The sequence below is a fragment of the Rhodococcus sp. PBTS 1 genome (assembly GCF_001620025.1).
In the GTDB taxonomy this organism is placed as follows: Bacteria; Actinomycetota; Actinomycetes; order Mycobacteriales; family Mycobacteriaceae; genus Rhodococcoides; species Rhodococcoides kroppenstedtii.
In genome coordinates, this window is the sequence record NZ_CP015219.1 from 1,475,594 (window position 1) to 1,495,490 (window position 19,897).

20 protein-coding genes and 1 pseudogene are annotated in these 19,897 nt (G+C 70.6%); 19 read left to right on the top strand and 2 right to left on the bottom strand.

Annotated elements, in window-relative coordinates; all coding sequences use genetic code 11:
• Positions 1–13: 13 nt before the first annotated feature.
• The 9 genes from A3Q40_RS06670 (at position 14) to dprA (ending at position 9,039) form a co-directional block, all read left to right on the top strand.
• On the top strand, positions 14–2,353 hold the full coding sequence (locus tag A3Q40_RS06670) for a Tex family protein (protein WP_068100647.1): 2,340 nt from the start codon (positions 14–16) through the stop codon (positions 2,351–2,353).
• Between the two features lie 83 nt (positions 2,354–2,436).
• Positions 2,437–3,306 (top strand): hypothetical protein, encoded by an 870-nt coding sequence (locus tag A3Q40_RS06675; protein WP_139204002.1) that lies wholly within the window; start codon positions 2,437–2,439, stop codon positions 3,304–3,306.
• Positions 3,307–3,507: 201 nt separating this feature from the next.
• On the top strand, positions 3,508–3,849 hold the full coding sequence (gene rplS / locus A3Q40_RS06680) for a 50S ribosomal protein L19 (protein ID WP_068100648.1): 342 nt from the start codon (positions 3,508–3,510) through the stop codon (positions 3,847–3,849).
• A 172-nt stretch (positions 3,850–4,021) separates the two neighbouring features.
• Entirely contained in the window at positions 4,022–4,774 is a 753-nt protein-coding gene (lepB, locus tag A3Q40_RS06685) for a signal peptidase I (RefSeq protein WP_068105475.1), read from the top strand.
• Positions 4,775–4,848: 74 nt separating this feature from the next.
• On the top strand, positions 4,849–5,499 hold the full coding sequence (locus tag A3Q40_RS06690) for a ribonuclease HII (protein ID WP_068105478.1): 651 nt from the start codon (positions 4,849–4,851) through the stop codon (positions 5,497–5,499).
• A 7-nt stretch (positions 5,500–5,506) separates the two neighbouring features.
• On the top strand, positions 5,507–5,812 hold the full coding sequence (locus A3Q40_RS06695; RefSeq protein ID WP_027505026.1) for a DUF2469 domain-containing protein: 306 nt from the start codon (positions 5,507–5,509) through the stop codon (positions 5,810–5,812).
• A 199-nt stretch (positions 5,813–6,011) separates the two neighbouring features.
• Positions 6,012–6,374: a YraN family protein gene (locus A3Q40_RS06700; protein ID WP_068100649.1), complete on the top strand. Its 363-nt coding sequence runs from the start codon at positions 6,012–6,014 to the stop codon at positions 6,372–6,374.
• Positions 6,374–7,903 (top strand): YifB family Mg chelatase-like AAA ATPase, encoded by a 1,530-nt coding sequence (locus A3Q40_RS06705; RefSeq protein ID WP_068100651.1) that lies wholly within the window; start codon positions 6,374–6,376, stop codon positions 7,901–7,903. The genes A3Q40_RS06700 and A3Q40_RS06705 overlap by 1 nt, the downstream gene beginning before the upstream one ends.
• A 38-nt stretch (positions 7,904–7,941) precedes the next feature.
• Positions 7,942–9,039 (top strand): DNA-processing protein DprA, encoded by a 1,098-nt coding sequence (dprA, locus tag A3Q40_RS06710; protein ID WP_068105479.1) that lies wholly within the window; start codon positions 7,942–7,944, stop codon positions 9,037–9,039.
• Here the strand turns inward: dprA and A3Q40_RS06715 are convergent.
• Positions 8,965–10,287 carry a DNA cytosine methyltransferase gene (locus A3Q40_RS06715; RefSeq protein ID WP_069972914.1) on the bottom strand — a complete coding sequence of 441 codons (1,323 nt, stop codon included), beginning with the start codon at positions 10,285–10,287 and terminating at the stop codon, positions 8,965–8,967. The two genes, dprA and A3Q40_RS06715, sit on opposite strands and share 75 nt — an antisense overlap.
• Before the next feature lie 275 nt (positions 10,288–10,562).
• Here A3Q40_RS06715 and A3Q40_RS06720 point away from each other — a divergent pair, with 275 nt between their 5' ends.
• The 4 genes from A3Q40_RS06720 (at position 10,563) to A3Q40_RS19735 (ending at position 14,045) form a co-directional block, all read left to right on the top strand.
• Positions 10,563–10,883 (top strand): histone-like nucleoid-structuring protein Lsr2, encoded by a 321-nt coding sequence (locus A3Q40_RS06720; RefSeq protein ID WP_235606489.1) that lies wholly within the window; start codon positions 10,563–10,565, stop codon positions 10,881–10,883.
• Between the two features lie 104 nt (positions 10,884–10,987).
• Positions 10,988–11,758, top strand: a complete 771-nt coding sequence (locus A3Q40_RS06725) for a siderophore-interacting protein (protein WP_068100656.1) — start codon at positions 10,988–10,990, stop codon at positions 11,756–11,758.
• A gap of 7 nt (positions 11,759–11,765) precedes the next feature.
• Positions 11,766–12,656: a tyrosine recombinase XerC gene (locus A3Q40_RS06730; RefSeq protein ID WP_068105481.1), complete on the top strand. Its 891-nt coding sequence runs from the start codon at positions 11,766–11,768 to the stop codon at positions 12,654–12,656.
• 117 nt (positions 12,657–12,773) lie between these two features.
• Positions 12,774–14,045 carry a MinD/ParA family ATP-binding protein gene (locus A3Q40_RS19735; RefSeq protein WP_082833799.1) on the top strand — a complete coding sequence of 424 codons (1,272 nt, stop codon included), beginning with the start codon at positions 12,774–12,776 and terminating at the stop codon, positions 14,043–14,045.
• Positions 14,046–14,193: 148 nt separating this feature from the next.
• Here the strand turns inward: A3Q40_RS19735 and A3Q40_RS19740 are convergent.
• A pseudogene (locus A3Q40_RS19740) lies at positions 14,194–14,598 on the bottom strand (M23 family metallopeptidase); the annotation flags it as partial.
• A 318-nt stretch (positions 14,599–14,916) separates the two neighbouring features.
• Here A3Q40_RS19740 and rpsB point away from each other — a divergent pair.
• The 6 genes from rpsB (at position 14,917) to A3Q40_RS06765 (ending at position 19,877) form a co-directional block, all read left to right on the top strand.
• Positions 14,917–15,813, top strand: coding sequence for a 30S ribosomal protein S2 (rpsB, locus tag A3Q40_RS06740; protein ID WP_068105484.1), 897 nt, complete (start codon positions 14,917–14,919; stop codon positions 15,811–15,813).
• A gap of 137 nt (positions 15,814–15,950) precedes the next feature.
• Entirely contained in the window at positions 15,951–16,775 is an 825-nt protein-coding gene (tsf, locus tag A3Q40_RS06745) for a translation elongation factor Ts (protein WP_068100658.1), read from the top strand.
• A gap of 228 nt (positions 16,776–17,003) precedes the next feature.
• A complete protein-coding gene (gene pyrH / locus A3Q40_RS06750; RefSeq protein WP_235606567.1) occupies positions 17,004–17,666 on the top strand; it encodes a UMP kinase in 663 nt (220 codons plus the stop codon).
• 51 nt (positions 17,667–17,717) lie between these two features.
• On the top strand, positions 17,718–18,275 hold the full coding sequence (gene frr / locus A3Q40_RS06755) for a ribosome recycling factor (protein ID WP_068100662.1): 558 nt from the start codon (positions 17,718–17,720) through the stop codon (positions 18,273–18,275).
• Positions 18,272–19,153 (top strand): phosphatidate cytidylyltransferase, encoded by an 882-nt coding sequence (locus A3Q40_RS06760; RefSeq protein ID WP_082833800.1) that lies wholly within the window; start codon positions 18,272–18,274, stop codon positions 19,151–19,153. Before frr ends, A3Q40_RS06760 begins: the two co-directional genes overlap by 4 nt.
• On the top strand, positions 19,137–19,877 hold the full coding sequence (locus tag A3Q40_RS06765; RefSeq protein ID WP_068100664.1) for a class I SAM-dependent methyltransferase: 741 nt from the start codon (positions 19,137–19,139) through the stop codon (positions 19,875–19,877). Before A3Q40_RS06760 ends, A3Q40_RS06765 begins: the two co-directional genes overlap by 17 nt.
• The last annotated feature ends 20 nt before the right edge of the window (positions 19,878–19,897 follow it).

The following is a 19,897-nucleotide window of genomic DNA, read 5'->3' on the forward strand; positions in this document are numbered from 1 at the left end:
AGGGTCGACCGCCGTGACGACCGCTCCGACATCAGTGAACCGCAGGATCGCCGAGGAACTCGAGGTGGCCGAGGACCGCGTCCGCGCCGCCGTCGACCTGCTCGACGGGGGAGCCACCGTCCCGTTCATCGCGCGGTATCGCAAGGAAGCCACCGGCACACTGGACGACACGCAGCTCCGCACCATCGAGGAGCGCCTGCGCTACCTCCGCGAACTCGACGAGCGCCGCGCGACGGTCCTCGAGTCGATCCGCAGCCAGGGCAAGCTCACCGACGACCTCGCGTCGTCCATCGCCGCGGCGGACACGAAGACGCGGCTCGAGGACATCTACCTCCCGTACAAGCAGAAGCGACGGACCAAGGCGCAGATCGCGCGGGAAGCCGGGCACCAGCCCGTCGCCGACGCGCTCCTCGGTGATCCCACGTCCGATCCGACGTCCTTCGACGACGAGCAGTTGGCCGGCGCCCGGGCGATCCTGGTGGAGCAGTTCGCCGAGGACGCCGACCTGGTGGGTGAGTTGCGCGAACTGATGTGGACGCGGGGACGGCTGGTCGCGACGGTGCGCGAGGGCAAGGAAGCCGAGGGCGCCAAGTTCGCCGACTACTTCGCCTTCTCGGAGCCGTTCACCACCGTTCCCTCCCACCGCGTGCTCGCCGTGCTGCGCGGCGAGAAGGAGGAGGTGCTGGCCCCGACGATGCACCCCGAGCCGGACGACGAGGAGATTCCGCGCGGAACCCCGACGGTCTACGAGACCCGCATCGCCGCCCGGTTCGGCGTCGCCGACCGTGGCCGCGCCGCCGACCGGTGGCTGCTCGACACGGTGCGGTGGGCGTGGCGCACCAAGATCCTCGTCGGACTCGGGCTCGACATCCGCCAGCGACTCCGGCAGGCGGCGGAGGAGCGTGCCGTGGAGGTGTTCGCCTCGAACCTCGAGGATCTGCTGCTCGCCGCGCCGGCCGGCGCGCGGACCACGATGGGCCTCGACCCCGGATACCGCACCGGCACCAAGGTGGCTGTGGTCGACGCCACCGGCAAGGTGGTGGCCCACGAGACGATCTACCCGCACAAGCCGCAAGGCAAATGGGCGGAGTCGCTGGCGACGCTGGCCGGTCTGGTCACGCGGCACGGTGTCGACCTGATCGCGATCGGCAACGGCACCGCATCTCGCGAGACGGACGCGCTCGCCGCGGAACTGGTCGCGGCGCTGCCGAAGGCCGCGCTCACCAAGGCCGTGGTGTCCGAGGCCGGCGCGTCGGTCTACTCGGCCTCGGCCTACGGGTCGCGGGAACTGCCGGACCTGGACGTCTCCATCCGCGGAGCGGTGTCCATCGCACGGCGCCTGCAGGATCCGCTGGCCGAACTGGTGAAGATCGATCCCAAGTCCATCGGCGTGGGTCAGTACCAGCACGACGTGTCCGAGACCATGCTCGCGCGGTCGCTGGGCGCCGTCGTCGAGGACGCGGTGAACGCCGTCGGTGTCGACGTCAACACCGCCTCGGTGCCGCTGTTGGCGCGGGTGTCCGGCGTCGCGACCGGTCTCGCGGAGTCGATCGTCGCGCACCGCGACGCGCACGGGCCGTTCCGCACCCGCGCCGCGCTGAAGGACGTTCCCCGGCTGGGGCCCAAGGCGTTCGAGCAGTGCGCGGGCTTCCTGCGCATCACCGACGGGGACGACCCCCTCGACCGGTCCAGCGTCCACCCCGAGGCCTACCCGGTGGTCCGGCGCATCGTCGACGCCGCCGGGGTGGGGGTTCGCGAGATCGTCGGCAACTCGTCCGTGCTCCGGACGTTGCGACCGCAGCAATTCGTCGACGATCGGTTCGGCCTGCCCACCGTTACCGACATCCTGACCGAGCTCGAGAAGCCCGGCCGCGACCCCCGTCCGGAGTTCGCCACCGCGACCTTCGCGGCCGGTGTGGAGAAGGTGGCCGACCTGACCCCCGGCATGGTGCTCGAGGGTGTCGTCACCAACGTGGCCGCCTTCGGGGCGTTCGTCGACGTCGGTGTCCACCAGGACGGACTCGTGCACGTCTCCGCCATGTCTCGGTCGTTCGTCTCCGACCCGCGTGACGTCGTCAAGTCGGGACAGGTGGTGAAGGTCAAGGTGATGGAGGTCGACGTGCCCCGCCAACGCATCGGGCTGTCCCTGCGCCTCGACGACGAGCCGGGGACGGCGTCGGCACCCGAGCGGGGTCGACCCCGCGGCGGCAGCTCCGGCGGTGGTGACCGGAACCCGCGTCCGTCGCGGTCCGGCCGGGCCGGCGGCGACCGGGGTGATCGCGGCGGTCGCCGTGACGCACCGGCGGCGACGGGGTCGATGGCCGACGCGCTGCGCCGCGCCGGTCTCGGCTGACCGTTCGCTCCCTCACCTGCGGCGGCGTGCGGCGGTATGCTTCCCGCACCCGTCGGCGGTGACGGACGAGAGGTGAGACGGCCATGATCACGCGGTGGATCGACCACATGTCGGACGAGGGTCGGATTCCGTTGCTGTTCTTCCTGGTCGGGTTCCTCGCCGGGTTCGCGTTCATCCGATTCAGCGTCCGCATGATTCGCGCGCAGGTGCGGTGGTGGCCGGGCAACGTCACCCCCGGCGGTCACCACGTGCACCACGTGGTGTTCGGCACCGTCTGCATGCTGGTCTCCGGGGTCGCCCTCGTCGCGGTCTACGTGGACGGCACGCAGACCACCGGCGCGGTCCTGGCGACGTTCTTCGGTATCGGCGCCGCTCTGGTCCTCGACGAGTTCGCGCTCATCTTCTACCTGGAGGACGTGTACTGGGCCGAGCAGGGCCGCACCTCGGTCGACGCCGTCTTCGTGGCCGTCGCGGTCACGGTGATGCTGCTGTTCGGTCTGCGACCGCTCGAGTTCTTCGACGTCGCCGGGTTCCGGGACGACCCGGATCCGGTGGTCCGCGCGCTGATCGTCGCTCTCGCGGCCCTGAACCTGTTGCTCGCCGCCATCGTGCTGGCCAAGGGCAAGATCTGGACAGGACTGGTGGGACTGTTCTTCCTGCCGTTGCTGATCGTCGGTGCCCTGCGTCTCGGGCGGCCGGGATCCCCGTGGGCTCGGTGGCGCTACACCCGTCGACCCAAGCGGATGGCACGGGCGGTGCGGCGCGAGCGCAACGTGCGCCGACCCGTCGTGCGGGCCAAGATCTGGACGCAGGACCTGATCGCCGGGCAGCCCGACGCCGCGCACGTCCGCGCCGCCGCCGAGGACGTGCTCGACCGCATCGTCGTTCCCGCACCGCCGCCGCACGCGGAGCGCTCCGTCGACACCGACCGGGAGAGCGTCAGCGCCCGCTGATGTCCGGCGGCCGATTTCTGCCGCTGGGGGTCCGTCTGGCACAATCGTGGGGTTGCCCGGGGCCGGGCACGCCTCGAGCGTGCACGAACGGCGGGTGACAACCATTCGGAGCACGAACCAGTCGAGCGCCGCCGGTCCTTTCTGATCGCGCGGTCGCCGCTCGGGTCCTCTGCTCGGCAGACGTCACAGCAAGGATGAGACATGAACACCCTGGACTTCCTGGACAAGCAGTCGCTGCGGAGCGACGTCCCCGAGTTCCGCCCCGGCGACACTCTGAACGTGCACGTGAAGGTCATCGAGGGCACGAAGGAGCGCGTGCAGATCTTCAAGGGCGTCGTGATTCGACGTCAGGGTGGCGGCATCCGCGAGACCTTCACGGTCCGCAAGGTGTCCTTCGGTGTCGGCGTGGAGCGTACGTTCCCCGTCCACACGCCGAACATCGCCGAGATCGAGGTGCTGACCCGCGGTGACGTGCGTCGCGCCAAGCTGTACTACCTCCGCGAGCTCCGTGGCAAGGCCGCGAAGATCAAGGAGAAGCGCTGACCGTCGTCGCGCTGCGTGATCCGGCCGGGTTCGCGGGAGTTCGCTCCTGCGGCCCGGCCGTCGTCGTCTCCGTCCTCTCCGTGGTCTGCCTTGCCGGCGGCCGGGGCCGCGTCGTTGGTGACCCGGTCCGGCGCGCGGTTAGGGTGTACGCGTGACGGACTCGCAGACCCCGGTGCCCGGAAACGACGAGAGCGACCGGCGGTCCCGACGTTCGGAGAAGAAGCAGCGCTCGTTCTGGCGTGAGCTGCCCATCCTCGTGCTGGTCGCGCTGGTCCTGAGTTTCCTGCTGCAGACCTTCGTCGCGCGGGTCTACCTCATCCCCTCGGAATCGATGGAGCCGACACTGCACGGCTGCAACGGCTGCACCGGCGACCGCATCGTGGTGGAAAAGGTGTCCTACCGGTTCGGCGACCCGCAGCCCGGTGACGTCGTCGTCTTCCGCGGACCGCCCTCGTGGGACGGTGACTTCGTCTCCACGCGGTCCTCGAACGTCGTGGTCCGCGGCGCCCAGGAACTGGGCTCGCTGGTGGGACTGGTCGCTCCGGACGAGAACGATCTGGTCAAGCGCGTCATCGCGACGGGGGGCCAGACCGTGGAGTGCTGCGACGAGCAGGGACGCGTGCTGGTCGACGGACAGCCGCTCGACGAGCCCTACATCACCATGGATTTCGACTTCGTGCCGAACTCCCTGACGTGTGACACTCCCATCCGCTCGGGCCGATGCTTCGGGCCGGTCACCGTGCCGGACGGCAACGTCTGGGTGATGGGGGACAACCGCAGCAACTCCGCGGACTCGCGGTTCCACGTCGCGGACGATCTGCAGGGGACGGTGCCCGTGGACAACGTCATCGGCAAGGCGCAGGCCATCGTTCTCCCGCCGGGACGGTGGGGCCTCATCGACGATCCGGATATTCAGCAGCGGTGACGACGCTCGTCCGACTCTCCCGCACCTCGTGGCCGCCCCGCACGATCATCCGGCGTGCCGGCGGATTGCGCACCATGGAGTCGGCCCTGGTCCGCAGCGGGCTCGGGCCGGTCGCGGGCGTGGACGAGGCGGGCCGAGGCGCGTGCGCCGGTCCGCTGGTCGTCGCGGCCTGCATTCTCGGTGATCGTGCGCGCGCGGCACTGGACTCGATCGACGATTCCAAGAAGCTCAGTGAACCGGTACGAGAAGCGTTGTTCCCGAGGGTGATTCGCTGGGCCACCGCGTACTCGATCGTCACCGTGCCGTCGGCGGAGATCGACCGCATCGGCATCCACGTGGCCAACATCGAGGGCATGCGGCGCGCGGTCGCGGGCCTGTCCGTCGATCCGGGGTACGTCCTGACCGACGGGTTCCGGGTGCCCGGCCTGCCGGTGCCGTCGTTGCCGGTGATCGGGGGCGACGCCACCGCCGCGTGCATCGCCGCCGCCAGTGTGTTGGCCAAAGTCCACCGCGACCGCATCATGCGCCGACTCGACGCCGAGCTGCCCGGCTACGGGTTCGCGGTGCACAAGGGCTACAACACCACCGCGCACACCGACGCGCTCGGTCGCCTCGGGCCCTGCGATCACCACCGCCGCTCGTGGGCCAACGTCGCCTGCCTCGAAAACGCCGGTGCCGGAGACACAGCGGGGCGGGTACGACCGACCGCGGCCGATGCGGGATGATGAACCCATGAGTGCCGAGGATCTCGAGAAGTACGAAACCGAGATGGAGTTGTCGCTGTATCGCGAATACCGCGACATCGTCGGCCAGTTCACCTACGTGGTGGAGACCGAGCGACGCTTCTACCTCGCCAACTCCGTCGAGATGATTCCGCGGAACGCCGACGGCGAGATCTACTTCGAGGTGCGGATGTCCGACGCCTGGGTGTGGGACATGTACCGGCCCGCGCGCTTCGTCAAGCACGTCCGCGTGATCACGTTCAAGGACGTGAACATCGAGGAGCTCGACAAGCCGGATCTGCGTCTGCCGGAATAACCGGTTCTCCACAGGCTCGGGGGTTGTCCCCGGGTCGGGTGTTCGCCCAGGTGACGCGACGGTCCGCGTCGTCGCCGTCGGCCACTGTGTCGCTCGCGTACCGAGAGTCGGTGCGGGCAAGGGGCGGACACGCGTGGGTAGGAATGCGAACACGGCCGGGGACGGCCGGCCGGTCGGTTACGGACAGGTCGACGACAGGGTGGCCCGACCGGACACCCGGGACCTCGGGCGACTGGGGGAGGACGCCGCGGCGTCGTTCCTGACGGCGATCGGGCTGGACGTCCTCGCCCGCAACTGGCGGAGCCGACACGGCGAGATCGACCTCGTGGCCGCCGACGGCACCACGGTGATCTTCGTCGAGGTCAAGACTCGCTCCGGAACCGCCTTCGGCACACCGGCGGAGGCGGTCACGCCCGCGAAGGCGGCGCGGCTGCATCGCCTGGCGGGACTGTGGCTCGCCGAGCGCTCCGGCCCGTGGGTGCCGGTGCGCTTCGACATCGTCGAGGTGCTCGTCGCCGACGGCGTGGAACCTCGCATCACGCACCTGCCGGGGGCGTTCTGATGGCGCTCGGTCGCGCGTTCTCGGTCGCGGTGACCGGGATCGACGGGGTACTCGTCGAGATCGAGGCCGACGTGGGGCGCGGGCTGCCGGGCGTGCACGTGGTCGGACTGCCCGACACCGCGCTGCAGGAATCACGGGATCGCGTTCGCGCCGCGGTCACCAATTCCGGCCAGGACTGGCCGGTGTCGAAGGTGGTGCTCGCGCTCTCGCCCGCGACGCTGCCGAAGATGGGGTCCGTCTACGACCTGGCGCTGGCCTGCGCCGTGCTCGGCGCCGCGCGGGTGGTGCCGGCCGAGCCACTGCTGTCGACCGTGCTGCTGGGCGAGTTGGCCCTGGACGGACGGGTGCGCTCGGTGCGGGGGATCCTGCCGGCGGTGCTGGCGGCGCGACGCGCCGACCGGCACCGCGTCATCGTGCCGACCGACAGTCTGGCCGAGGCGGGCTTGGTGAGCGGCATCGAGGTACGCGGCGCTGCGCACCTGCGCGAGGTGGTCGAGTGGCTGCGCGGGCGCGGCGACCTCGCCACCCCGGAGTGCGTGATCGACGCGGGCGGCGACGACCACGCGGACCTGGCCGACGTGGTGGGTCAGGCCGACGCGCGGTGGGCCGTCGAGGTGGCCGCGGCCGGCGCCCACCACCTCATGCTCACCGGGCCTCCCGGCGTCGGGAAGACCATGCTCGCGGGGCGTCTTCCGGGTCTGCTGCCGCCGCTGACCGAGGAGCAGGCACTGGAGGTGACCGCCGTTCACTCCGTGGCGGGAACCCTCACGCCCGAGCGGCCACTCGTCACCTCGGCCCCGTTCGTCGCTCCGCACCACACCAGTTCCGTGGCGTCGTTGGTCGGGGGCGGCAGCGGACTGGCGAGACCCGGCGCGGTCAGTCGAGCGCACCACGGCGTGCTGTTCCTCGACGAGTGCGCCGAGATGTCCGTGCGGGTGCTCGACGCACTGCGCACGCCGCTCGAGGACGGCGAGGTGCGTATCGCGCGTCGGGACGGCGTCGCGCGCTATCCCGCCCGGTTCCAACTGGTGCTCGCCGCGAACCCGTGCCCGTGCGCGGCTCCGCGCGCCGTCGCGTGCGTCTGCCCTCCGGCGGCCCGGCGTCGCTATCTGGGTAAACTCTCCGGGCCGCTGCTCGATCGCGTGGACCTGCGCCTCGGGCTGCAGGCCGACGCAGGTGGACTGCTGGCCGACGGGCCGGGGGAGAGTTCGGCTGCGGTGCGCACGCGCGTGGCGGATGCGCGGTCCGCAGCCCGGGACCGCTGGCGCGACCACGGATGGAACACCAATGCCGAGGTGCCGGGTTCTGCGCTGCGACAACGATTTCGGCTCTCGCGCGAGGCGCTGGCACCGCTGGAGCGTGCGCTGCGGCGCGGGGCGATCACCGCCCGCGGAGCGGATCGCATCCTGCGCGTGGCGTGGACACTGGCGGATCTGCAGGGCGCCGTGGTTCCGGAGGTCGACTGCGTGGTGTCGGCGATGTCGTTCCGGGAGCAGGTCTCCCTCGGTTCGGCGGGGGTGGGGGCGTGACGACGGACCGGGAGCGGACCGCGTGGGCGTACCTGTCGATGGTGGCGTTGGGCCCGTCGCCCGAGCTGGAGAAGCTCGTCGCCGAGCGGGGGGTGCTGGATGCCGCGGATGCGGTGCGGGTCGGCGACGTGCCCGCGGCGATGCGCGAGCGGGTGGCGGCGCGTGCGGGGGTCGACCCGGCCGAGGCGACGGCGACGCTCGCGCGGTTGGGCGGCCGGCTGGTGGTGCGGACCGATGCGGAGTGGCCGGCGTGGCGGCTCACGGCGTTGGACCGGCTCGATCCGGCGGCGCGAAGGGATGCGGCGGCGCCGCTGGCGTTGTGGGTGGTCGGGTCGGCGAACCTGGCGTCGTGCACCGAGCAGGCGGTGGCGGTGGTCGGTACGCGGGCGGCGACGTCCTACGGCGATCACGTGACGGCGGAGATCTCGGGGGACCTGGCGGTGGACGGGTGGACGGTGGTCTCGGGTGCCGCGTACGGCATCGACGGGGCCGCGCATCGTGCGGCGCTCGGCGTGGGCGGCACGACGGTCGCGGTCCTGGCTTGCGGGGTGGACCGGGCCTATCCGGCCGGGCACTCGCGGCTGCTGGAGCGCATCGCGGAGCAGGGGGCGGTGGTGAGCGAGTATCCGCCCGGAACGACGCCGGCGCGGTACCGGTTCCTGGCGCGGAATCGGTTGGTCGCCGCGCTGGCTGACGGTGTCGTGGTGGTCGAGGCGGGGTGGCGCAGCGGTGCGCGCAACACCGCCTCGTGGGCGCGCGCGGTGGGGCGGCCGGTGGTGGCGGTGCCGGGGCCGGTGACGTCGGCGTCGTCGGCGGGGTGTCATCGCATGATCCGGGAGGGCGAGGCGATGTTGGTGACCGGGGCGCAGGACGTGGCCGCGGAGATCGGTCCGCTCGGGTCGGCGCAGGCGGCGTCGGACGAGCGGGACTCGCTGTTCGGCCGACGGCTCGATGCGTTGCCGGAGACGGCGGCACGAACTCTCGATGCGTTGCCGACGGCGGGTGCGGTGCAGCCGGAGGAGATCTCGGTGACGTCCGGGATTCCGGTGGCCGCGGTGCGGTCAGCGCTGGTGGTGCTCGAGGTCGAGGGGTACGCGCACCGGGGACGCTCCGGTTGGGTCCGGGTGTCCGGGTGAGTGCGACTCGGCCTCGATGTCCTCCGCCCGCAGCGAGGTGCCCGCGAGCACGGCGTCGTGGGGCGTCGGCATGTGCGTGTGGTCGTCGCCGAGGATCCAGGCTGTGATCGCGGCCAGTTGGGCGGAGATCAACGGTGGGACGGCGTCGCCGATGTGGCGGTACATGTTGGACAGGGAGCGGGCATCGAACCGGTAATCTGCGGGAAAGCCGTTGAGCAGAGCCAGCTCTCGTACGGTGCAGAGCCGGTCCTGCTCGGGGTGGGTGTACCGCCCGTTGCCGAAGTGGCCGCACTCGCGTTTGACGGTGGGCGCCGGGCGGTCCCACCACAGGCGCCCGTAGACGTCGGGATGCGATCCGAGGCGGCCCGCCGCGATCGAGCGTCGCATCGCCGGCGTCAGGTGCTCCTCGCCGCCCGGCGCCGACCGGAGATCGAGCCAGGATCCGCCGTCGTGCGGGATGGCGCGCAGGCGTCGACGGGTGGAGTCCCGGCCGATGCTCGGCGAGACGTGCAGGGGATCGTCGACGTGGGCGACGCCGGCCTCGACCGGGGGCAGGTCGGCGATGGCGCGTCGCACGGTCACCGCCTCCGGCCGGACGCGCCACCCGCTCCACAGGTCCGTGAGCGTCATCAGGGGCCGATCGCCGCGCACCGCGACGACGACGGATCGCTCCCGCTTCTGCGGCAGCCCGAGCTCGGAGAGCATGTACACCGACGCGTCGACGGTGTATCCGTCGTCCTCGAGGCGTTGCCGCAGGGCCTCGAGATGGCCTCGGAAATTCCCGCCGACCAATTCGCGCGCGTTCTCCATCACGACGACTGCGGGGCGGAACTCGCAGGCCACGTCCGCGACGCGGGCGACCAACGAATTGCGGGGATCGTCTCGGGCATGATTCGACGGATTCGCACGCGAGAAGCCGGTGCACGGTGGGCAGGCGCTGAGGACGTCGAGAGGTCGCCCGGCAAGGGCGGGTGCGACGAGGTCCGACAGCTCCCGAGTGGAAATGGTGCCGAGGTCCACCGCGTGCGGGTTCCGTCCGATATTCGCGGCGTAGGACGAATTGCATTCGAGCGACCCCCGGGTGCTGGACGGTTTTCCCAGCTGCGCGTCCACGGCCCCGACCACCTCGAAGCCGCCGTGCCGGTGGAAACCGCAACTCATCCCGCCCGATCCGCTGAACAGATCCAGAAAAGTGTGTCGTCGGCCCGGAACGTAACGACCGGTCGGCGCAATTCCGTTCTGCGCCATGCCCTCGGTCCCTTCGCCCGCCCGCCGCCGACGACCCGGACGGAGGTGCGTGGGATGCAGTTTACCGGGGCTGGTCGGTCGCCTGCCGGATCGGTTGGTCGGTGACCGATCGGTGCCGCCCGGGAAATGCAACGGCTGTTGTACACGAAAGTCGTGAATCCGTGTCGAATCGACGTGACCGGATCCGCTGATCGGTGCGTACGTCTGTTATCTTCGAATGAATTCACGGGGTCACGGACGAGGAGCGAGAAATGGCACGACGGACGACAGTGCAAATGATCGACGATGTCGACGGCTCGTTGATCAAGGACGGTCAGGGTGAAACGGTCGAGTTCTCCGTCGGCGGGGTGTCCTACTCGATCGACCTCAATCACAAGCACGCGAACGAGTTGTACGACCAATTCGCTTTCTGGATCGAGCACGCCGAAAAGGTCGGCGGGCGGAAGACGCGTCGCGCGTCCGGTTCGGGCGGATCGAACAAGAGCCGGCAGAACCTGAGCGAGGTGCGCGCCTGGGCGAAGGAGAACGGCTTCGAGGTCTCGACGCGCGGACGCATCAGCCAGGAGATCCAGGACGCGTACGACGCCGCCCACTGACGCGGCGCACCGACACCGCGGTCGCGCCGCGTGCGCTAGGGTCGAGTGAGACTTAGGTTAGGCTTACTCGGCTGCGCACGCGGCGCGGCTCGATCGGAGAACACGTGGCACGTCGCATCACCACCCTGACCGTTCGGCGCACCGAGAAGGTGGCCGACCACCTCGTTCGCGTGGTCCTCGGTGACCCCGGGTTCGACGAGTTCGAACCCAGCGAGTTCACGGACGGCTACGTCAAGCTGCACTTCGACGTCGCGGGGGAGGCGGTGCTGCGCACCTACACCGTGAGCGCGGTCGACCGCGCCGCGCGCGAGATCGCCATCGATTTCGTCGTCCACGGCGAGTCGGGCGTGGCCGGCCCCTGGGCGTCGAACGCGCAACCGGGACAACCCCTCTCGTTCTACGGCCCCGCCGGCGCCTACGCCCCACGCGAGGACGCCGCGTGGCATCTGCTCGCCGCGGACGAGACCGGACTCCCCGCGCTGGCGGCAGCCCTGCGCGCGATGCCGGAGAACGCTCGTGGAGTGGCCGTCGTCGAGGTGGCCGGGCCGGGTGATCGACTTCCCTTCACCGCTCCCGCGGGTGTCGAGGTGCAGTGGGTGCACCGGGGCGCGTCCGCGGACGTGGCGCCGGACGACGTCGTCGGCGCGAACGCCCCGCTGGTGGCTGCCGTGAGAGCGATCGAGTGGCGTCCGGGCCCGGTGCAGGTCTTCGTGCACGGGGAAGCCGAGGCCGTCATGCATCACATCCGCCCCTACGTGCGCCGTGAGCGTGGCGTTCCCGCCGAGTGGGCCTCCATTTCGGGATACTGGCGCCGTGGCCGCACCGAAGAGGGATTCCGCACGTGGAAGAGAGACCTCGCGGCCGCCGAGGCCTGAGTCCCGTCTGCTGGCGCGCTTCGCCGACCACCTGACCTACCGGCGAGGCCGTTCGGCGCACACCGTCCGCGCGTACCTCTCCGACGTCGAGTCGCTGTTCGCGTTCCTGGACGCGGACCCCGACGGCGACCTCGACGAGGTGGTGACCCGGCGTGCGCTGCGTGCCTGGCTCGCCGACGTCTCGCGTCGGTCGGCGCGCACCACCGTCGCCAGGCGGGTCAGTTCGGTGCGGACGTTCACCTCGTGGCTCGCCGAGTCCGAGGTGATCGCGACCGATCCGGGCGCGTCGCTCGCAGCACCGGCCGCGCACCGGACGTTGCCCGGGGTGTTGCGGGCCGGAGAGGCCGCGGAGGCCCTGTCCGCGGCGGCGCTCGGCGCCGAGCAGCAGGACCCGCTCGCGCTGCGGGACCATCTGATCGTCGAGTTGCTCTACGCCACCGGTATCCGGGTGGGGGAGCTCTGCGGTCTCGACGTCGACGACGTCGACCGGGACCGACGGGTGATCCGGGTCCTCGGCAAGGGCGACCGTGAACGGGTGGTGCCGTTCGGCGTACCGGCCGAGCGTGCGCTGTCCGCCTGGGTGGAGAACGGCCGACCGGCGCTCGCGAATCCGCGATCGGGCGGTGCTCTGCTGCTGGGCGCCCGCGGGGGTCGCCTCGACCAGCGTCAGGCGAGAACCGTCGTGCATCGCGTTCTCGACGCCGTTCCCGGGGCGCCCGACCTCGGACCGCACGGGTTGCGCCACTCCGCGGCGACGCACCTGCTCGAAGGGGGAGCGGACCTGCGTGTCGTGCAGGAACTGCTCGGTCACGCGTCCCTCGCGACGACCCAGCTCTACACCCACGTGTCGGTGGATCGGCTGCGCGCCGTGCACGATCGGGCCCATCCGCGCGCCTGAGCGTCCTCGACCGACGCGAAACACCGGCCGAGGTGCGTCGACGTGCCTTTTGGTAGCGTTCGTGCCGACGGGGGCGCACACCGGGGGGCAGCGCCGAGACCCACGAGGGGAGGCGTGATGACCCGGTTCGACCCGGCCCGATTCGACGGTGCGAACTCCGCGTGGCTGCCACCCGAGCCGGCCCGCCCCACCGAACCCACCGGCTCCACCGCGGGCGAGGCCTACCCCTACGGCGCGGGTCGCGCGGACCCCCACGGCGCGGGACACGCGGACCCCCACGGCGCGGGACACGCGGACCCCTACGGCGCAGGACGCGCGAACGACGGACGTCCGGGGGACGGTCGGCCTTTCCCCGACCACACCCGGCAGGGTTCCCCTCCGGAGAACGACGCAGCCCGGGAGTTCCCGCCACCGGGTCCGCAGGGCCACGGTCCGGCCCGCCGTGCCGCACCACTCGGGACGGGCCCGTCGACGGATGCATCGCCGCGGTCCGGTGCGTGGCGGCGGGCCGTCGACGCGATGCTCGGCCGACGAGCGTCCGTCACCGAGGTGCGTCGGCAGAACCTCCACGACCGCATAACCCAGCCGGTGACCGGCGACTACCGCATCGCGTTGCTCTCGCTCAAAGGCGGCGTCGGCAAGACCACCGTCACGGTCGGGCTCGGTTCGGTGCTCGCGTCCCTCCGCGGGGACAACGTGGTGGCGGTCGACGCGAACCCGGATTTCGGCACACTCGGCGAGCGGGTTCCGCGGCAGACCACCTCGACCGTGCGCGATCTGCTGGCCGCGCGCCCCTACATCCGCAGCTACGCCGACGTTCGCCTGCACACGTCGCAGTCGTCGTCCCGTCTCGAGGTGGTGGCGGGCGAACGGGATCCCGCGGCGTCCGAGGCCTTCACGGACCGCGACTACCGAGCGGTGGTGGAGACCCTCTGCACCCACTACGGCATCGTCCTCACGGACTGCGGCACCGGCATCATGCATTCCGCCATGGACGGGGTGCTCTCGCTCGCCCATGCATTGGTCCTGGTCAGCTCGCCCGCGGTGGACGGAGCCCGCAGTGCCGCCGCCACGCTGGACTGGCTCGGGCTACACGGCTACGCACACCTGGTCGAGCGGACGGTCGTGGTCGTGAGCGCCAACCGGCCGGGCGCCGCGAGCATCGACATGGAGGAGCTCACCCGGCACTTCCTGGCACGGTGCCGCGCCGTCGTGGTGATCCCGTTCGACGAGCACCTCGCGGAAGGGTCCGTCGTCGAGCTCGACCGGCTACGGCCGCGCACCCGCGACGCCTTCGTCGAGCTCGCCGCGATGATGGCCGACGACTTCCCGGCCGCCGGCGGACGGCACGCCGTTCCCGCCGCGCCGGACGGTCTGCGCGCCTGGTGACGGATCGCCGCGACCTCGACGGTGTGCTCGCGCGCCGCGACGTCGACGGTGGCTTCAACCGGATCGGAACTCCGCGCAGGAGCGACATCGGGTCGACGTAGGTGTCGCCGCGCCGGGCGCCCCAGTGCAGGCAGCGCGCCACGGGACAGGACGCATGGCCGTCCTCGAGCACGGCGATCGAGTCCCCCCGACGAACCCGGGTGCCGCGGGCGACCAGGGGTCGGACGGGTTCGTACGTGGTGCGCACGTCGCCGTGATCGAGCGCGACGACACCGCGACCGGCCACGAGGCCGGCGAACGCGACCACCCCGTCACCCGCGGCCAGCACCGTCGGTCCCGCGGTCGGACCCCCGTCGAGGTCGAGCCCGCGGTGTCCGGGCAGCCAGCGTTCCGGCGGCGGCGCGAACGGGGTGACGACGACGGGCCGCGGCTCCAAGGGCCACCGGAACGGCTGCGTCGCAGCGGCGGGGACGACGGCGCAGAGCCCCGGGACGAGCAGGAGGAGCGAGACGATCGTTCCGGACCGGACGGCGGCGTACGGGAGAATCGGCATGGCCGACACCGTGCCCGTCCCCGACGGGTCCGCGACGCCGCGAGGAGCCACCCGGGGACGGCCGGGCTCGGGGTGGGCGCCCCGGGGATGCCCGGTTATGACCTGCGGCGCACGCGTCGTACACTGGCCGATGCGACCTGTCCGTACAGGTCGACTTCGCGCATTCGTCGCACCCGGCCATCGCTCGGGTACGTGTTCGTCGGCTGGTCCCGTCTCTCACGGGTTCCGGCGAACGGCGAGTGCCAGGGCACGGATCACCTCGACCCTCGCGGGTCGAACGCCGTGCATCAACCGGCAGAGAAAGAGAGACGCACAGCCATGGCTGTTGTGACCATGAAGCAGCTGCTCGACAGCGGCACGCACTTCGGGCATCAGACCCGCCGTTGGAACCCGAAGATGAAGCGATTCATTTTCACCGACCGCAACGGCATCTACATCATCGACCTGCAGCAGACGCTGACGTACATCGACAAGGCGTACGAGTTCGTCAAGGAGACCGTCGCCCACGGCGGCACGGTGCTCTTCGTCGGCACCAAGAAGCAGGCGCAGGAATCCATCGCGGCCGAAGCCACTCGCGTGGGCATGCCCTACGTGAACCAGCGCTGGCTCGGTGGCATGCTCACCAACTTCTCCACCGTGCACAAGCGCCTGCAGCGCCTCAAGGAGCTCGAGGCGATGGAGCAGACCGGTGGTTTCGAGGGTCGCACCAAGAAGGAAATCCTCATGCTCACGCGTGAGATGACCAAACTGGATCGCACCCTCGGTGGTATCCGCGACATGGCCAAGGTGCCCTCGGCCGTGTGGGTCGTCGACACCAACAAGGAGCACATCGCCGTCGGCGAGGCTCGCAAGCTGAACATCCCGGTCATCGCGATCCTGGACACCAACTGCGACCCCGACGTGGTCGACTACCCGATCCCGGGTAACGACGACGCGATCCGGTCCGCCGCGCTGCTCACCAAGGTCGTGGCGTCTGCCGTGGCCGAGGGTGTGCAGGCCCGTGCCGGCCGCAACTCCGGCGCGGACGACAAGCCCGAGGTCGGCGCCGGCGAGCCCCTCGCCGAGTGGGAGCTCGAGCAGCTCGCTCAGGCGTCCCCGGCCGCCGAGGCCACGCAGCAGGCCGCTGCGGAGACCCCTGCCGCGACGGATGCTCCGGTCACGGACGCTCCGGCCGCCGACGCTCCCGCCGCGGACGCGTCGAACGCACAGAGCTGATGCCCCACGAGACCCGGCGCACCCCTCGCGGTACGCCGGGTCTCGTTCTGTGTCACCCCGCGTTCACCCCGGTGTGAGACACCGGGACGGGCTCATCTCGATCTTTCACTCGAACTTCTACTGGGAGGCTGGACCAGATGGCGAACTACACCGCCGCCGACGTCAAGCGGCTCCGTGAGCTCACCGGCTCCGGGATGCTGGACTGCAAGAACGCACTCGCCGACAACGACGGCGACTTCGACAAGGCCGTCGAGCAGCTGCGCATCAAGGGCGCGAAGGACGTCGGCAAGCGTGCCGAGCGCTCCACCGCCGAGGGACTGGTCGTGGCCAAGGACGGCGTCCTGGTCGAGATCAACTCCGAGACCGACTTCGTCGCCAAGAACGAGGAGTTCCAGTCGTTCGCGCAGTCCGTGGCGGACGTCGCGGCGCAGGGCAAGCCGGCCGACGTCGACGCGCTGAAGGCGCTCGACCTGAACGGCAAGAGCGTCGACACCGCACTGCAGGAGCTCTCGGCCAAGATCGGCGAGAAGCTCGAGATCCGTCGCGTCGTCTCCTTCGACGGCCCGGTCGCGACCTACCTGCACAAGCGCAGTGCGGACCTGCCGCCCGCCGTCGGTGTGCTCGTCGAGTACACCGGTGAGGGCGACGCCGCCGCGGAGGCCGCTCGCGGTGCCGCGATGCAGGTGGCCGCGCTCAAGGCCAAGTACGTCACGCGCGACGAGGTCCCCGAGGACGTCGTCGAGGGCGAGCGTCGTATCGCCGAGCAGACCGCGCGCGAGGAGGGCAAGCCGGAGGCTGCGCTCCCCAAGATCGTCGAGGGTCGTGTCAACGGCTACTACAAGGACGTCGTGCTCACCGAGCAGTCGTCCGTGCAGGACAGCAAGAAGTCGGTCAAGGCGATGCTGGCGGACGCCGGGGTCACCATCACCCGCTTCGTGCGCTTCGAGGTCGGCTCCAACTGACCCGACGGTCGTAGCGGAACCCGCACGAACAGCGTCGACGGTGCCGTCCACTCACCTCGAGTGGGCGGCACCGTCCGCTGTGGCGGGCGGGCGGCACCGCCGACCGACCGGCCGATGGGGCAAGATGCCCTTCAGGCACCCGAATTCCCGACGGACAGGAGAGGCATCGTGACCGACGAGACGGCGCGACCCGGTTTCCGACGAGTGTTGCTCAAGCTCGGCGGCGAGATGTTCGGTGGCGGACAGGTCGGTCTCGACCCCGACGTCGTGCAGAAGGTGGCCGAGGAGATCGCCGAGGTCGTGCGGTCCGGCGCCCAGGTCGCCGTGGTCATCGGTGGCGGCAACTTCTTCCGCGGTGCCGAGCTCCAGATCCGCGGCATGGACCGTTCCCGCTCGGACTACATGGGCATGCTCGGCACCGTCATGAACTGCCTCGCCCTGCAGGACTTCCTGGAGAAGCAGGGGATCACCACGCGCGTGCAGACCGCCATCACCATGGGCCAGGTCGCCGAGCCGTACATCCCGCTCCGCGCGGAGCGTCATCTCGAGAAGGGCCGCGTCGTCATCTTCGGCGCCGGCATGGGCATGCCCTACTTCTCCACCGACACCACGGCCGCGCAGCGCGCCCTCGAGATCGGTGCCGAGGTGGTTCTCATGGCCAAGGCGGTCGACGGGGTGTATTCGGCCGACCCGAAGGTGGACCCCGACGCCACGATGTTCACCGAGATCACTCACCGCGAGGTGATCGAGAAGGGTCTGAAGGTCGCGGACGCCACCGCGTTCAGCCTCTGCATGGACAATGGAATGCCGATCATGGTGTTCAATCTGCTCACCGAGGGGAACATCGCACGTGCGGTGGCCGGTGAGAAGATCGGCACGTTGGTCAAGTAGTCATCCGGCCCCGTCAATGACCGGGCGAGCGAACTATCGGAAGGAACGGTCGTGATCGACGAAGCACTCTTCGATGCCGAGGAGCGAATGGAGAAGGCCGTCTCGGTCGCGCAGGGCGACCTGGCCTCGATCCGGACCGGCCGCGCCAACCCGGGCATGTTCGCCAAGGTCATGGTGGAGTACTACGGGGCCCTGACCCCCATCACGCAGCTGGCGGGCATCAACGTGCCGGAAGCCCGCATGGTGATCGTCAAGCCCTACGAGCAGAGTCAGCTCGGTCCCATCGAGACGGCGATCCGCAACTCGGATCTCGGAGTCAACCCCACGAACGACGGCCACATCATTCGCATCTCGGTTCCGCAGCTCACCGAGGAGCGTCGTCGGGAGTTCGTGAAGCAGGCCAAGGGCAAGGGCGAGGACGCCAAGGTGTCCATTCGCAACGTACGCCGCAAGGCGATGGACGAGCTCAAGCGCATCCAGAAGGACGGCGAGGCCGGCGAGGACGAGGTGACCCGCGCGGAAGCGGAGCTCGACAAGACGACGTCGAAGTACGTCGCCCAGGTCGAGGAGATCGTGAAGAACAAGGAAGCGGAACTGATGGAGGTATGACCTCCGTGAGCACACCCGAGCAGGGCGATCCGGCGGCCCGGACGACCACGGGGACATCGACGTCGCGGGCCGGTCGCGATCTGCCGGCCGCCATCGCGGTCGGTGGGGCCCTCGGGGTGATGCTGATCGTCGTCCTGGTGTTCGTCCCCATCGCCTTCGTCGGGGTGGCGGCCGTCGCCATCGCCGTCGCCTCGTGGGAGGTCACCAAGCGGCTGCGTGAGGCCGACATCGCCGTCCCACGCATCCCGCTCATCCTGGGTGGCCAGGCGGTCATCTGGCTGACCCTCCCGTTGGGGGCGACGGGTGCGTTCTCCGCATTCGGTGCCGCGGTGCTGGTGATCATGGTCTGGCGTCTGCTCTCCGGCGGGCTGCACGAGCCGCCGCGGAACTACCTGCGCGACTGCGCCGTGTCGATCTTCGTGCTGTCCTGGCTTCCGCTCTTCGGCGCGTTCGCGGCGCTGCTGTGCCAGGGCGACGACGGCGGTGCCCGCGTCCTGGTGCTCATGATCGCGGTCGTGTGCTCCGACGTCGGCGGGTACGCGGCCGGCGTCCTCTTCGGCCGCCATCCCATGGCCCCCGCCATCAGCCCGAAGAAGTCCTGGGAGGGACTCGGCGGCTCGTTGCTGCTCTGCGTCGTCGGCTCGGCGCTGACGGTGGGGTTCCTGCTCGACGCGAACCCGCTGATCGGCGTGCTCCTCGGCGTGCTGGTCGTCTTCTCGGCGACGCTGGGCGACCTGGTCGAGTCCCAGGTCAAACGCGACCTCCGCATCAAGGACATGGGCACCATGCTTCCCGGGCACGGCGGACTCATGGACCGGCTCGATTCGGTGTTGCCGTCGGTCCTCGTCACCTGGCTGGTCCTTGCCGCGTTCGTCTGAGCACCGCCCGGCCGTCGTACCGAGCCCCAACATCTGGCGGTGGCCGGACGTCTACGAAGCCGAGAACCGCGCGCAGGATCCCGACGGCGTCGTCGAGGGCGTGCTCCGCGAGGTGGCGCCGTGGACGGGACGCGACGTCGTCGACGTCGGGTGCGGCGCCGGCTTCCACCTGCCGATGTTCGCGGCCGACGCCCGCAGCGTCGTCGGCGTCGAGCCGCATCCGCCGCTGGTCGAGCGCGCCCGTCGCCGTACCGCGCACCTGACGCACGTGCGCGTGAGCGAGGGCCGAGCGGACGCCCTGCCGCAGGGCGACGCGTCGGTGGACGTGGTGCACGCGCGCACGGCGTACTTCTTCGGTCCCGGGTGCGGGCCAGGTATCGCCGAGGCCATGCGGGTGTTGCGACCCGGCGGCGCGCTGGTGATCGTCGATCTGGACGCGACCGTGCCGCCGTACGGCGACTGGATGCGGCGCGACCTGCCCCGGTACGACCCGGCTGCGGTCGAACGATTCTTCGCCGCACAGGGATTCGACGATCGTCGCGTCAGGACGCGCTGGGTCTTCGACGACCGTCGGACGCTCGACGCGGTGCTGGGCATCGAGTTCTCGCGCGCGGTGGCCGACCGCGCCCGCCGAGAGATCACCGGGACCACCGTCGAGGTCGGCTATCGCATCCACGTCCGCCGAAGAACGACGCTCGACCGCGGCCGACGGACTACGGTCTGATGCTGTTCGATCACTGCAGC

Coding starts and splice junctions, on each gene's coding strand:
- A3Q40_RS06675 (WP_139204002.1), top strand. CDS start 2,437: ATGATCACGCGGTGGATCGACCACATGTCGGACGAGGGTCGGATTCCG.
- rplS (WP_068100648.1), top strand. CDS start 3,508: ATGAACACCCTGGACTTCCTGGACAAGCAGTCGCTGCGGAGCGACGTC.
- A3Q40_RS06690 (WP_068105478.1), top strand. CDS start 4,849: ATGGAGTCGGCCCTGGTCCGCAGCGGGCTCGGGCCGGTCGCGGGCGTG.
- A3Q40_RS06695 (WP_027505026.1), top strand. CDS start 5,507: ATGAGTGCCGAGGATCTCGAGAAGTACGAAACCGAGATGGAGTTGTCG.
- A3Q40_RS06705 (WP_068100651.1), top strand. CDS start 6,374: ATGGCGCTCGGTCGCGCGTTCTCGGTCGCGGTGACCGGGATCGACGGG.
- dprA (WP_068105479.1), top strand. CDS start 7,942: ATGGTGGCGTTGGGCCCGTCGCCCGAGCTGGAGAAGCTCGTCGCCGAG.
- A3Q40_RS06715 (WP_069972914.1), bottom strand. CDS start 10,287: ATGGCGCAGAACGGAATTGCGCCGACCGGTCGTTACGTTCCGGGCCGA.
- A3Q40_RS06720 (WP_235606489.1), top strand. CDS start 10,563: ATGATCGACGATGTCGACGGCTCGTTGATCAAGGACGGTCAGGGTGAA.
- A3Q40_RS19735 (WP_082833799.1), top strand. CDS start 12,774: ATGACCCGGTTCGACCCGGCCCGATTCGACGGTGCGAACTCCGCGTGG.
- rpsB (WP_068105484.1), top strand. CDS start 14,917: ATGGCTGTTGTGACCATGAAGCAGCTGCTCGACAGCGGCACGCACTTC.
- tsf (WP_068100658.1), top strand. CDS start 15,951: ATGGCGAACTACACCGCCGCCGACGTCAAGCGGCTCCGTGAGCTCACC.
- pyrH (WP_235606567.1), top strand. CDS start 17,004: ATGTTCGGTGGCGGACAGGTCGGTCTCGACCCCGACGTCGTGCAGAAG.
- A3Q40_RS06760 (WP_082833800.1), top strand. CDS start 18,272: ATGACCTCCGTGAGCACACCCGAGCAGGGCGATCCGGCGGCCCGGACG.